12 protein-coding genes are annotated in these 14,337 nt (G+C 35.1%); 10 read left to right on the plus strand and 2 right to left on the minus strand.

From position 1 onward, the window contains the following. Window positions 1-2: 2 nt before the first annotated feature. Window positions 3-2,102 (plus strand): OmpA family protein, encoded by a 2,100-nt coding sequence (locus tag I5M32_RS11975; protein ID WP_200586642.1) that lies wholly within the window; start codon window positions 3-5, stop codon window positions 2,100-2,102. 90 nt (window positions 2,103-2,192) lie between these two features. Next, a complete protein-coding gene (locus tag I5M32_RS11980; protein ID WP_200586643.1) occupies window positions 2,193-2,417 on the plus strand; it encodes a CDGSH iron-sulfur domain-containing protein in 225 nt (74 codons plus the stop codon). A 2-nt stretch (window positions 2,418-2,419) separates the two neighbouring features. Here I5M32_RS11980 and I5M32_RS11985 read toward each other — a convergent pair whose 3' ends face one another. Beyond that, a complete protein-coding gene (locus I5M32_RS11985; protein WP_200586644.1) occupies window positions 2,420-4,540 on the minus strand; it encodes an FUSC family protein in 2,121 nt (706 codons plus the stop codon). A gap of 80 nt (window positions 4,541-4,620) precedes the next feature. On the opposite strand from I5M32_RS11985, the gene I5M32_RS11990 reads away from it, so the two are divergent. Both I5M32_RS11990 and I5M32_RS11995 read left to right on the plus strand, forming a co-directional pair. After that, window positions 4,621-5,748 (plus strand): DEAD/DEAH box helicase, encoded by a 1,128-nt coding sequence (locus I5M32_RS11990; RefSeq protein ID WP_200586645.1) that lies wholly within the window; start codon window positions 4,621-4,623, stop codon window positions 5,746-5,748. A gap of 377 nt (window positions 5,749-6,125) precedes the next feature. Continuing rightward, on the plus strand, window positions 6,126-6,575 hold the full coding sequence (locus tag I5M32_RS11995) for a cold-shock protein (protein ID WP_200586646.1): 450 nt from the start codon (window positions 6,126-6,128) through the stop codon (window positions 6,573-6,575). Between the two features lie 148 nt (window positions 6,576-6,723). Here I5M32_RS11995 and I5M32_RS12000 read toward each other — a convergent pair whose 3' ends face one another. Beyond that, on the minus strand, window positions 6,724-7,917 hold the full coding sequence (locus tag I5M32_RS12000; protein WP_200586648.1) for a proline dehydrogenase family protein: 1,194 nt from the start codon (window positions 7,915-7,917) through the stop codon (window positions 6,724-6,726). Window positions 7,918-8,002: 85 nt separating this feature from the next. Here I5M32_RS12000 and I5M32_RS12005 point away from each other — a divergent pair, with 85 nt between their 5' ends. The 6 genes from I5M32_RS12005 (at window position 8,003) to I5M32_RS12030 (ending at window position 14,002) form a co-directional block, all read left to right on the plus strand. After that, window positions 8,003-8,209 carry an RNA-binding S4 domain-containing protein gene (locus I5M32_RS12005; RefSeq protein WP_200586650.1) on the plus strand — a complete coding sequence of 69 codons (207 nt, stop codon included), beginning with the start codon at window positions 8,003-8,005 and terminating at the stop codon, window positions 8,207-8,209. Further along, complete coding sequence (gene aroB / locus I5M32_RS12010) at window positions 8,206-9,267, plus strand: 3-dehydroquinate synthase (RefSeq protein WP_200586652.1); 1,062 nt, start codon at window positions 8,206-8,208, stop codon at window positions 9,265-9,267. Before I5M32_RS12005 ends, aroB begins: the two co-directional genes overlap by 4 nt. Window positions 9,268-9,624: 357 nt before the next feature. Further along, the gene (locus tag I5M32_RS12015) at window positions 9,625-10,440 is read left to right on the plus strand and encodes a sterol desaturase family protein (protein ID WP_234461947.1); all 816 of its coding nucleotides are present in this window, start codon (window positions 9,625-9,627) and stop codon (window positions 10,438-10,440) included. 283 nt (window positions 10,441-10,723) lie between these two features. After that, entirely contained in the window at window positions 10,724-11,554 is an 831-nt protein-coding gene (locus tag I5M32_RS12020) for a prephenate dehydratase (protein ID WP_200586656.1), read from the plus strand. Window positions 11,555-11,657: 103 nt separating this feature from the next. Beyond that, entirely contained in the window at window positions 11,658-12,764 is a 1,107-nt protein-coding gene (locus I5M32_RS12025) for a chorismate mutase (protein WP_200586658.1), read from the plus strand. After that, window positions 12,764-14,002: a 3-phosphoshikimate 1-carboxyvinyltransferase gene (locus I5M32_RS12030; RefSeq protein ID WP_200586659.1), complete on the plus strand. Its 1,239-nt coding sequence runs from the start codon at window positions 12,764-12,766 to the stop codon at window positions 14,000-14,002. Before I5M32_RS12025 ends, I5M32_RS12030 begins: the two co-directional genes overlap by 1 nt. Window positions 14,003-14,337 lie beyond the last annotated feature (335 nt).

Genomic DNA, 14,337 nt, shown 5'->3' on the forward strand with positions numbered 1-14,337 from the left:
AAATGAAAAAATTATATAAAAAATTAGGCTTTTTTATTTTAATGTTAATGGTTGGGCATTTAAGTATGGCTCAATCTAAAGAAGCTAAAATGGTTGCTGCAACCAATTCATACAATAATTTAAAATACAGTGATGCAATTTTACAATTGCTGCCAATAGTTGCCAAAGACAGTTCTAATACTAATGCTGTAGAAATGTTGGCAAATAGCTATCGTTTAACAAAGCAATATCCACAAGCTTTAAAATGGTATGAAAACCTAAGTAAAAAGAGCGATTTAAAAGCAGAATGGGTTTTAAGATATGCAGAAGCCTTGGCAACCGATAAAGAATATGAAAAATCTGAACTTTGGTACAGAAGGTATTTGAGCATGGTGCCAAGCGATAGGAGGGCAGCCTCATTTTCAAAAGCGGATATAAATTCTTTTGGGAAAGAATCTAGCTGGACTATAAACTATCTAAATTTTAATACCTCGGCATCAGAATACAGCCCAATGCTTTATAAAAACGGGCTTGTGTTTACCAGCAACAGGTATTACAGCAAACCGGTAAAATATGTTTTTGCTTGGAACAACACACCCTTCTCCGATCTTTATTATATAAAAGACAGAAATTCCATTAAAGAATCTCAACCTAGTTCTGGCGATAGTACCATTACATCCAAAACTACACAGGGTATCTATAATGATGATAATACTGCACCAACAGCTAACGATACAAAGATCGTAGGTGTTTATGATAGAAAAGTTTATACTTCTATTGCCGTAAATGCAACAGATGAGATAGTACCACTAACTGATAGGATCAACACTAAGTTTCACGAAGGCCCATCGGCAGTGGTGCCAGAAGGAATCATCTTTACTCGTAATAATTATTATAGATCCAGCAAATCAACCAGCAAAGATGGCAAGGTAAAACTAAAAATGTTTACCGCAAAGGGAGAGAACCTTTCAGAAATAGTTCCCTTCCCATACAACAACGATCAATATTCTGTTGGGCACCCAACGGTAAGTAAAGATGGTAAAATATTGATTTTCGCCTCTGATATGCCCGGTGGTTCTGGTGGTGTAGATCTATATTATTCTGTAAGATTGAACGAAAAAAGTGAATGGGGCCGTCCCGTTAATTTGGGAAGAAAAATAAATACAGAAGGTGATGAAGAATTTCCTTTTTTAGATGATGATAACACCCTTTATTTTTCTTCTAACGGTTTAGCGGGTTTGGGCGGTTTAGATGTTTTTTCTATCAAACTAAAAGATTTACAACCAGTTGGGTTACCAAAAAATTTAGGTGCACCGTTTAATTCTCCTTATGATGATTTTGGAGTGGCCAAAACAGGTAAATTAACGGGCTATATGAGCTCTAACCGCTTGGGCGATGATAATATCTATTCTTTTGTAAAGAAAGAATTTGGGATTATCCTTAAAGGAAAAGTTACCGATGCCAATACGGGCAAACCCTTAATGTTGGCAAAAGTTACTTTACGTAATGGCGATGATGAAGAAATATTGCCATTAAACGAAAATGGAGAGTTTGAAAAACCCTTGGCGAAAGACCAAGGTTATGAACTACGTGGAGTACTTAAAGATTATCTACCAGAGAGAAGATATATCGGGACCGATGGCATTACAAAAGACACCATCATTTATATCCCTATAAAACTTAAAGGGGTTAACGATCTGCAAAAGTTTGTAATTGATCATTGCGATTCTCTTAAAAAGGTATTTAACGTAGATAATATTTATTATGATTTGGATAAATACTACATCAGGCCAGATGCAGAATATAATCTAAATAAGGTGGTAGATTTAATGACTAAATACCCTGATATAAAGGTAATTACCAGAAGCCATTGTGATAGCAGGGCTTCAGAAGCCTATAACAGGGTGTTGTCTTACAACAGGGGAGAATCTGCCAAAGCTTACTTGGTAAAAAAAGGAATAGCCGCCAACAGGATAAGTGTAGAATATTACGGAAAAAGCAGATTGGTAAATGGCTGCACAGATGGTGTACCATGCTCAGAGGCCCAACAGCAAATGAACAGAAGAACCGAGTTCGAGATTGTTTATAACGGTATCAACCTAGCTTTGATAGATTGTAAATAGAACAATAATCATTTTAAATAGCGTCTTTCTTACCGATGACGCTATTTTTTTGTGCTAATATTACCTACTTTTGAAACCAAAACGATAAAGATGTCTAAAACAAAACTTACGGTAAACAGTAATGGATCGCTAAAAGTACATGGCGATTTTGAAATAGTTGATAAAGATGGGAACGAATATAATTTACAGGGTAGAGATATAGTTTCTATCTGCAGGTGTGGATTATCCGCCAACAAACCATTTTGTGATGGTTCTCATAAAGGGAACTTTGATCATGAGGCCATAGCCTTTGATCTGCCCCCAAAAAAAGTTTAAGATTATAGCTTTTCGCTTATTTTATTCAAATCTGCGGAAAGCTTGTTTATTGATTGCAATTGTTCTGTAACTTCTTGATCGGCTTTATTTTCTGATAAATGGATGTGCAATTTGTTCTTGGTTGTTCCTTTCATTCGGTCATTTACCTTTTCAATGGCCTCTTCTAAATAAAACCTGCTTTTTCTTATCAATTTTAATTGTTCTGAGTTAATGGCAGATTTATTATCTAAAAACATGGCAGATAAATTAGCCAAATAAGAAGAGAGTATATGGTTTAAAACCACAAACTTATGGATTTCATTTACATGGTTTTGCCTGCTTTTAGGCTCTTTGATCATCCTTTGAAAAGCAGCGGCCAAGTTTGCCGTATTTACATAAACCTCTTTTCTTGCTAGTTTATATTCTGTTTCTGAAACCGGCATTAAAGATTGCCTTAAAATGATATGCTCAAAATAATTGAGGTTTGCTTTTAAGATATTCCCCAAATAAGATTTAAACTGTAAAGATTCCCATCCCGGTAAAAAGAAGTAACTAAACAAAATTGCCAATAAAGAACCCAATAAAGTATCCAAGATTCTTTCGCTGGCTAAAATGGCAGTGTTATTTGTGGTGTTTATAAAATTGAACAATATCAGAACAAAAGGAGTCATGGCGATAACAGATACAATGTACCTTACCCGTATAAAGCTGTAAGTAATAAGCATGGCTACTAATAAAATGATAAACTTTAAGGTTTGGCTAACAACAAACGTTAAAATTAAAGCACCTAAAATCCCACCAATAATTGTCCCTATTACCCTTTCAAAATTTCTTTGCTTAGTATTGCTAAAACCCGGTTTTAAGATCACCAAGATGGTAAGTATGATCCAATAACTATGGTGCCCAAAAGAAAACAGTTTCCCGATCATAAAACCCAAAAGGCAAACCACCGCAAGCCTTAAAGAAAACCTAAAAACAGATGAATTTAGGTTTAGGTTATTCTTAAAAAGTTTCCAATCAAAACTTTGATGGTTCACAAAACGAGATAACTCGGCAGGGGTAGAGCTGCTCTTTAATTCTTGGGTCTCCTTGCCAAAATAATTCTGGATCGCCAACGTCCTTTTATAAATGTTCCTCAGGTTGATCAATATCTTTTTAAGTATCAAAACATTTTCGCCAGATTTCTCTAACAAATCGATTTTATATTTAAGATGATCTAAATCTTTGATGGTTACCGTTTTATTATTGGGCTTTTCTTGGTGAACTAAGCAAAAACCAATGTAATTCACTTCTTTAGAGAGTTTTAAGATCAACTCATTAAAATGAATTAAAACATCTTTGCCCTCATATTTTCTTCTGATCGTATCATAATCATTGTTGGTAGCCATGGTTTGCTCAAAAAGATCTACCATATCCACAAATATTTTTACCATTAACCTGCCAGCATTGGTAGAGTCGTTTAATAGCTTTCGTGTTTTAAATAAAGCCTCCCTTACATTATCTAAATGATTATTTACCTTAATTTGCTGGTTTACCAAATCCTTAAAATTATCCTCAACAGAAATCTCTGGCGTATAAAACCTTGCCCTTAGTTTTAAATAATCAGCAATTTCGCTAATACATTCTCCCAAAGTTTGTTGGGCATACCTGTAAGGTCTTATTTTAGAAAAAGCAATGCTCAATAAAAAGTACCATCCCCCGCCCAATATTACGTAAATAGCGTGTTCAAATAGTTTTAAGCTGCTTTTACCGGGTATAATATTTAAAACCATAACCAGTAAGGCGGCAGTACCAACAGCCGCAGCCCGCTCGCCATAAATATTAAACATCGCAAAAACGAAACAGAAAGAAAATATCTCTTGGCTCAATAAATAAACATTGGTATTTACCAAAGCTGTAACAAATGATGTTAAAGAAATAAACAAAATTGTAAAAAGCATCCCATTTTTTCTGTGTATCCAAGGGCCGGGGCTATCGGCAATGCTTACACATAATGCGCCTAATGAAATAGTGATGCCTATTTCTAACAGATTAAACTGAAAGAAAATAAGCGAGGGCAACATAACCCCGATCGTGATTTTTATCCCATCAGAAAAATATTGGGTATAAAGAAAATCCTTAAAATCTTTTAATGGCTTTATCATGATGTTGGGATACAAAAGTAAAGTTTAGAAATTTGTTTTCATTAAAACCTTACCTTTATGCTTTATTAAAAATCATTATTTTGGATACATTTCAAGAATTAGGCATCTCTGAGCAATTTATACAGGCATTAGAAGAGAACAATATTTTAACACCAACAGAAATACAGAAAAAGGCCATCCCGTTTTTACTAAAGAACGGAACAGATTTTATTGGCCAAGCGCAAACAGGTACTGGTAAAACGGCATCTTATGGTTTACCTATTTTACATCGCGTAGATCCAGAGATTAAGCAGATACAAGCTTTGGTGGTTTGCCCTACCAGAGAATTAGCACAACAGATTGCTAAACAACTGTTCAAATTCACAAAATACGCCAATTTTAAGGTCTTTACAGAAGCCGTTTACGGCGGAGAAAAAATAGACCTACAAATTGGGCGATTAAAAAGACCGACACATATCGTAGTTTCTACGCCAGGCAGATTGATCGATCTTTTAGAAAGAAACATCATCAACCTAGAAAAAGTTGCAACGGTAGTTTTGGATGAGGCCGATGAGATGTTGAGCATGGGCTTTAAACCCGATATTGATAAGATCTTAAACTACACCAATAAGAAAGCGAACACTTGGCTTTTTTCTGCAACCATCCCTCAAACCTTAAAGCAAATTATTGATGATTTTATGGCAGATGATGCCTTTAGGATCGAAGTGGAAAAGAAAGATATCATCAATCAATCTATAACCCATCAATATATAATTGCAGATATAAAAGATAAAGTAAACGTTTTAGGTCAGTTTTTAAAATTGAAGCAAAACGATAGGGGCATTATTTTTTGTAGAACTAAAGCATCAGCGCAAACATTAGAGAAACAGTTGGTTGCCAAAAACATTTCGGCGCAAGCTATACATGGCGATTTAGGACAAAGAGACCGTGAAAAAGTGATGCGTTTATTCAAAAGCAATAGACTGCAAATTCTAATAGCAACCGATATTTCTGCCAGAGGTATTGATGTAGATAGCTTATCTTATGTGCTTCATTATCAATTGCCAGATCAAATAGAATATTATACTCACCGGAGCGGAAGAACTGCCAGAGCTGGCAAAAAAGGTTATTCCATCGCTTTTGTGGCACCATCTGAATTAGATAGAATAACAGAGCTAGAAAAAGAGCTACACGTAAACTTTGAAAAAATTGATAGCTTAAAAGGGTAGGGCAAACTGATATTTTAGCTGCTTACCTGGCTGGTACAGTCTGGTTAAAGCTTTGCTTAATTGTCTTTGGTGTCATTACGCTAAGAAAAATAAGGCTTAACGCCGATAAATGATACTATTTAATAAGGCAAACATAAATATTAGGCCGATATTTATTATATTTGCTCAAATACTTTCATATCAGATTTCCTTAAAGCGGCGTTTAACCAAGCAAATAATTGCATATCCCTTAAATTTTCATCCATCGCTAGTATTAAAGGTTTATCTTACTTAAAAGATGTTTTCATCCTTTAAACCAAACAGTTAATGGATTTTATAAGTAAAGCTAAAAATGAAAGTATTTGATAAAAAAGGTAATTAACAATTAAATATAACGAATGGGCAGATCACAGGAAACCTTTAGTAAAAAGGAGAATGAAAAAAAACGATTAAAGAAAAGACAGGAAAAGCAACAGAAAAAAGAAGAACGCAAAGAAAATTCTACCGATGGAAGCTTAGAAAGCATGATGGCTTATGTAGATGAATACGGGAACATTACAACTACGCCACCAGATCCAACTCGAAAGAAAAAAGAGATAGATGCAAGTTCAATAGAAATTGGAGTTTCTAAACAAGAAGAAGAAGATCTAACATTACCTAAAAAAGGTAAAGTCGATTTTTTTAACGATGCCAAAGGTTTTGGTTTTATAAAAGAAATTGGTACGCAAGAAAAATATTTTGTACACGTAAACGGATTGATCGATGATATACGTGAAGGCGATAGCGTAACTTTTGAATTAGAAAAAGGAATGAAAGGTTTAAATGCGGTAAAAGTTAAACGAGTTTAAATATTTGTTTTACAACAAATTATCTTACCTTACATAAATTAAAATATCAAGCCTTAGGGCTTGATATTTTTTTACCTTATATTTGTCCTATAATCTATATTATGTTAAGTAGAATAAATAACAAACAGCGTATAAAGACCATAGTTAACTAAATCCCTCTTCTCTTCATCTCTGAAGAGATCAATTTTAGTTCCCTTCCCATTTGTCCGGCGATGGCTGTATTCTCTTCTGCTCTTCTAAACAAATATGGCAAAACAGCTTTAACAGGGCCATAAGGAACATACTTTGCAACATTATAATTCGCATCAGCTAAATTAAAGCTCAAATTATCGCTCATGCCTAATAATTGCGAGAAATATACAGCTGGATAATCATTTTCGATTCCCTTAAACTCCATCTTTTCTATCAACACTTCGCAGCTGTGCTGGTTATGTGTTCCCAAAACAAAATTTACGTCATTCAAATTATCCAAACAAAAAGATAAAGCCAAATTGTAATCCCTATCAGTTGCTGCTTTATCGGTTTGTATCGGCGAGGCATAACCCATTTCTAAAGCCCTTTTTCTCTCTTTTTCCATATACGCACCACGTACCAACTTAGCTCCTAAAACAAAACCCTCTGCTTGTGCAATGGTTAAATCGGTAATTAAACACGATAGCTTATCATGCCTGTACAATTGATAGGTATTATAAATAATGGCTTTCTCTTTATTATATATCCGCATTAAATCTAAAGCCAAACTATCGATTGCGTCTTGTATCCAACTTTCTTCGGCATCGATCATAATGGGTTTCTGAAAACTATGGGCTGTTTTGGCGATATTTTCTAGTCTTAACATCGCTTTTTGCCATTCAAAAGATTCTAGCTTCGTCAATTCCTTTTTATCGTTAATTTTCTCTAAAAGCTGGTACCTGGCGATCCCCGTAATTTTAAACACACAGAACGGGATAGCTTGTGGCATCTCTACCGCTTTTTTAATGGTATTAATTACTTCGGTAGCCGTTTTTTCAAAAATCTTTTCTTCCTCCTCCCCTTCAACAGAGTAATCTAAAATTGTACCTACTCCTGCTTTAGCTAATTTATTAATGGTTGCTGTACATTCTTCAATAGTTTCGCCGCCACAAAATTGTTTGAAAATGGTTCTTTTGATGATTTTTGAAATAGGTAGTTTGATCGCCATGGCAATTTTTGTGATAAACGGACCTACATTTACCAATATATTATTGCTGATGGCCTTAAACAACCAGTAAGATTTTTTCAATTCCTTATCACTTTGGTGCTTAAAAGCAATTTCGGTATCATCAAAAGATAAACTTTGTGGTTCAATTGGATTAGTGTTCATTTTAAAAAGGATATAAGAAGCAAAATTATAAAATGATTAAATATTATTGATATACAACAAGGGCTATTTTTGTAAGTTTGCCGTTATGTTAGAATTTACGTTAAAAGGAGAATATATACAGTTGGTACAACTCTTAAAAATAACAGACCTGGTATCTTCTGGCGGAGAGGCACAAATGGTTATAACCGATGGTTTAGTGAGTTATAACGGAGAAATAGATTATCGAAAACGCCTAAAAGTGAAAAAGGGAGACGTGGTTAAATTTAACGGGAATACAATAAATATAATATGAAACCAATAAAAAATGATAGCTATCAGGTATTTTTTGATGATAGTTTAAATACTTTAACGGCAGCACTCGCCAAAAAAAGATATTCTAAAATTTTTATCTTGGTTGATGAGCAAACAAGCGAACATTGTTTACCTGTTTTACAAGAAAAGCTACCTGCTTTAACAGATTTTGATATCATTGAGGTGCCTAACGGCGAGGAAAATAAAAACATAGATTTCTGTATCGGTATTTGGAGAATGCTGTTAGATTTCGGGGCAGACAGGAATGCTTTATTGATCAATTTAGGTGGGGGTGTTGTGACCGATATGGGAGGATTTGCCGCCTCTACATTTAAACGCGGCATCGATTTTTTAAACATACCCACTACCCTACTTTCACAGGTTGATGCTTCTGTTGGGGGCAAAACAGGTATTGATATGGATAACGTGAAAAACATCATCGGTACTTTTTCACAGCCACAAGCGGTAATTATCTGTACAGATTTCTTAAAAACCTTATCTTTTAGAGAACTCACATCAGGCTTTGCCGAAGTTATAAAACATGGTATCATCGCCGATGCAGCTTTTTTTGATGATTTAGTGCTTTTAAACGATGCTAAAGATATTACAGCAGAACAAATCTATCGTTCTGTAGAGATAAAGAATAGAGTTGTTTTAGCAGATCCCTTTGAAAAAAACATACGCAAGACCTTAAACTATGGCCATACCATAGGCCATGCCATAGAATCTTGGTCTTTGGTTAACGAGAAAAACCCCCTTTTACATGGCGAGGCGATCGCCATCGGAATGATCTGCGAAGCTTATCTCGCCAAAGAAATTAATGGATTATCTGAAGAAGGCCTAGAGAAAATAACTACTGCTTTTGTTAGGTTTTTTGGCAGGTACAAAATAAGGGAAGGCATAAACAATGCTTTAATAGACATCATGAAGCAAGATAAAAAGAACCTCGATGGTAAAATAAGTTTCTCATTACCTAACAAGATTGGCTCTTGTAGTTTTGATAGCTTTGTTGAAGAAGGGTTGATTTTAGAAAGTTTAAGATATTACCAGTCTGTTTAGATTAGCGTTGACGAAAACTCACCTGCACTCATTATAGGCACCAGAGATTTTTTGAAATCTTTAGAATTTCTTGTAATGATTATTTCACAGTTGGATTGTATTGCGCTAAAATATTGCAAAGCATCTTCAAAATCGTTAAAAGACGAGTATAAAATTATATATTTAAACGTATTATCCAAATTTGTCAACCAAAATCAATATTCTAAAATAACCGATCGCACAAACATCTTAAATTAATAATTTAGCAACGTTAAATAAACATTTATTTAATCATACCCTAAAATGCTGTTTGAAAATTCGAGGAGTTTATCTGTAGTTATTTTGTTCTCAATGGTCATCATTTTATCCATTGTAGAAATGTATTACAGCTACTCAAAAGATTTAAAATTATATCAAAAAAAAGATACCCTTACCAATATTTATTTAATGGTTGCGGCTTTTTTAGTGAATTTGGCCACCCAAGGGGCTTCTTTGTTTGTTTTAGATTTTTTTTATCGATTCCGTTTTTTTGAGATAGAAAACATCGTTTTATATTATCTGCTATTATTTGTAGCCCAAGACTTTTTATACTGGGCGTTGCATGCTTTAGGCCATTTTAGCAGGTTTTTTTGGGCAATTCACGTAACGCACCATTCATCAAATCATTTTAACATAACCACGGGTTTTAGATCAACTGTTTTTGAGCCTCTTTATAGGATGATTTTTTATATCCCGCTCCCGCTGATGGGTTTCCAAGTTGTAGATGTGCTTTTTATATATCTTTTAACCCAGATGTACGGTAACATCATCCATACACAAACGGTTATTAAATTCCCTAATTGGTTCGAGTACTTGTTTGTTACCCCTTCCCACCATCGTGTGCACCATGCTTCTAACATCAAATATCTAGATAAAAACATGGGCATGGTATTAATTATCTGGGATAGATGGTTTGGTACCTTTCAAAAAGAAATGCCAGAAGAAAAGGTGATCTTCGGGATAACAAAACCGCCGGTAAACGATGGTTTGATAGAAACCATATTTCATGAGTTCAAAAACATAAAAGAAGATCTTGATAAATCACCAAGTTTGAACGATAAACTAAAATATATTTTTTATGCCCCCGGCTGGAGCCACGATGGGAGTTCACAAACGGCAAGAGTAATGCAAAGAGAACTCAAAGATTCTATTTAAAATTGTTTTATTAGGTAGCGTTTATTAATGCACCCCGTTCTATCAAAGTAATGTATCATATCAACCACATTTAATTCTGTTAAAATATTTTAAAAAAAATTTAATTCTTATTTTGTGATTTCGGATTATTGTGTAGATTTGGCACATCAATAAAAAAAATGACAAAAAACACTACATATTACTATGCTTACTTTTATTTTAAAAATAAAAGCCGGGCATAATATGTTTAAATTATAAAAACATAAAACCCGGCCAAACAGCCGGGTTTTTTTTTAACAAAAAAATGAACACTAAAAAGAGAGTTGCGATTCAGGGTATTAAAGCTTCATTTCATGAAGAAGCTGCTTTCAAATTCTTCGGAGAAGATATTGAGACCATAGAATGTACTTCGTTCAAACATACTTTTCAGAAATTAGCAAATGGCGAAGCTGATTTTGTGGTAATGGCCATCGAAAATAGTATTGCCGGAAGTTTATTGCCAAATTACACTTTATTAAGGGAGTATAATTTCCCGGTAATCGGTGAGGTTTACCTTCATATCCAATTACACTTAATGGCACTACCGGGTGTTGCTTTTGAAGATATTAAAACCGTAACCTCCCACCCTATTGCCATACGCCAATGTGGAGATTTTTTAGATGATTTCCCAGAGTTAAAAGTGATTGAAAGTAGCGATACGGCAGCCTGTGCAAAGAAAATCAAAGAAGAGCAACTTACTGATACAGTAGCCATTGCAAACAGTTTAGCGGCAAAGCTTTATGGCTTAAACATATTAGAACGCAGAATAGAATCTAACAAAAAAAACTATACCCGTTTTTTGATCTTAACAGATAAACAGATAGAAAATAAAAATGCAAATAAAGCATCGCTATGTTTCCAAGTGAGTAACGATGTTGGTTCTCTGGCAAATGTGCTGAATATTTTAGCCGATAATGATATCAACATGAGTAAGATACAATCGATGCCCGTTTTAGGAAAACGCAACGAATATAATTTTTATGTGGATATAGAATGGGAAAACGCCAAAAATTATGATGATGCCATACGCAGGATTTTAAAACACACCGTAAATTTTAGCATTATGGGCGAGTATGAGAAGAATGATGGAGTTTAGGCGGTAGTCGGTAATCAGTAATCGGTAGTCGGTGGTCAGTAGTCAGTAGTCAAAAAATAAATTTTTAAAATAACGAATTTTCAAATTTTCAAATAAAAAAAGCATGAAACTTAACCTAAACATACAACCCTTAAGCAGTTGGTTAAACGTTACACACCAACCGCTTGTTATTTCTGGCCCTTGCAGCGCAGAAACAGAAGAACAATTATTAGCAACCGCTCGTTTATTAAAAGCTACCGGAAAAGTTAGTGTTTTAAGAGCGGGCATTTGGAAACCAAGAACTCGCCCAGGAGAATTTGAGGGAATAGGGAGCATTGGTTTAGAATGGCTAAACAAAGCTAAGGCAGAAACCGGGTTACCAATTGCAGTTGAAGTTGCCAACGCAAAACACGTAAAAGAAGCTTTAGCGGCAGGTGTAGATATCCTTTGGATTGGCGCTAGATCTACGGTTAACCCTTTCACGGTGCAAGAAATTGCAGATGCTTTAGAGGGGCATGATGTTCCCGTGATGATCAAAAACCCGATCAATCCCGATCTTTCATTATGGGTTGGGGCATTAGAGCGTATAAACAGGGCCGGGATAACTAAAATTGCCGCCATACATAGGGGCTTTTCTTCTTTCGAGAAAACCGCATTCCGTAACCAGCCTATGTGGGATTTGGCCATCAGTTTAAAAACATTGATCCCAGATTTACCGATCTTAAATGATCCTTCGCACATTTGTGGCTCAAGAGAATTATTGCCTTTTATTGCCCAAAAAGCATTGGATTTAGATATGCAAGGCTTAATGATAGAAGCACATATCGATCCTTCTGTTGCTTGGACAGATGCAGCACAACAAGTTACCCCAGCAGCTCTGAGCGAAATGATCGATGGCTTTGTTTTGAGAAAAGCTGAATCGAAAAATCCGGAGTTTACGGATAAACTAGCGGTAATGAGAGAAAAGATTGATCAGATTGATGATCAAATTTTTCAAAAGCTAGGCGAAAGGATGAAAATTGTTGAACAAATCGGCGAATTCAAAAGAGATAATGATGTAACCATTCTTCAGGTTTCTAGGTGGGATGAAATCCTTCAAAAAAGAACAGCTTACGGTTCTGTATTAAAACTAGAAAAAGATTTTACAGCAAAGATCCTAGAATTGATCCATAGCGAATCAATCCGTAAACAAACCGCAATTATGAATGCTACAAAAGCCGAACTAGGATAATGAATGCTTCAATAGTTATTCAAAAGTCGCAAATTAAGCCAGAAGAGACCATTAATTTAACAGGTTCTAAAAGTGAAAGCAATAGGGCTTTGATCATATCGGCGTTAAGCAAAGGAAAGGTAAAGATCAAAAACCTTTCCTCTGCGGCAGATACCGTTACTTTGAATGGGATTTTAAATCACGAAAGTGAACATCCAACAACGGTAAACGTTGGCCCTGCAGGTACGGCAATGCGATTCTTGACCGCCTATTTTTCTTTAAAAGGAGAAAAAGTAGAAATAACAGGTTCTGAAAGGATGAAACAGCGTCCTATTGGCACTTTGGTTGATGCGCTTCAAACCTTAGGCGCAGATATTTCTTATCAAGATCAAGAGGGCTACCCCCCAGTTTTAATAAACGGTGCCTTTAACCAAACTACTTCACATATTTTAATTCGTGGCGATATCAGCTCTCAGTTTTTAACAGCTTTATTATTGGTAGCCAGTTCTTTGCCACAAGGGGTAGATTTAGAGATAATGGACGAACTCACTTCTAAACCTTATGTAGAAATGACGCTATCTATGCTGCAGCAATGCGGCATCAACCATACTTGGGATAGAGATAAAATAGCCATATTACCTCAAGAATTTAAAGCCACAACTTTAACCATAGAACCAGATTGGAGCGCCGCCTCTTACTGGTATAGTGTAGTGGCACTTTCAGAAAATGCGAAGATCCATTTGCCAAACCTTAAAAAAAACAGTTTACAGGGCGATAGCGCCATTGTAGAAATAATGGCTTTATTTGGTGTGGAGACAACTTTTGACGAAGATGGACTTACCATAGAAAAAGTTGGACATGAAATTAAACCACAGCTCTTAGACTTTAAGGAATGTCCGGATCTGGCGCAAACCGTTATTGTTTGTTCTGCACTGCTTTGTAAAGAATTTAGTTTTTCTGGCTTAGAAACCTTAAAAATTAAGGAGACCGATCGTATTTTTGCATTGCAAACCGAATTGGCCAAAATTGGTGTTAAATTGATTGAAACACAGGCAGATGTTTATCAATTAAATTGCGAGGAATTAAACATCCCACAAGAAATAAAGATAGCCACTTATGAAGATCATAGAATGGCAATGGCATTTGCACCAATGGCAATGGTAATTGATAAGGTAGAGATAGAAGAAGCACAAGTAGTAGAAAAATCTTATCCTCATTTTTGGGATGATTTTAAGAAGATAGGATTTTCTTTGAAGTAGCAAGATATGAGTATCAAGTAATAAGATTTATTGAGCAACAAAAAACTAAAATGATAAATATCTGATTTGGGCGTTCGAGCGGGCTATTCGCTCATACATCACAAGGCTTTAGCCACGGGCCGGTATCAGCTGCTATCCCTAACGCAAAACCTTTATAAAGCATAACTTTGCAAATCAACTTAATACTAAAAATACTATAATAAACCATTGCAAATCATCTTGATACTTGATACTATCATCTTGATACTTGTACTATCATCTTGATACTTGATACTAGCATCTTGATACTAAAAGACTAAAACAAAACATTGCAAATCATCTTGATACTTGATACT

Origin of the sequence: Pedobacter segetis, assembly GCF_016623585.1 — a bacterium.
Classification (GTDB): domain Bacteria; phylum Bacteroidota; class Bacteroidia; order Sphingobacteriales; family Sphingobacteriaceae; genus Pseudopedobacter; species Pseudopedobacter segetis.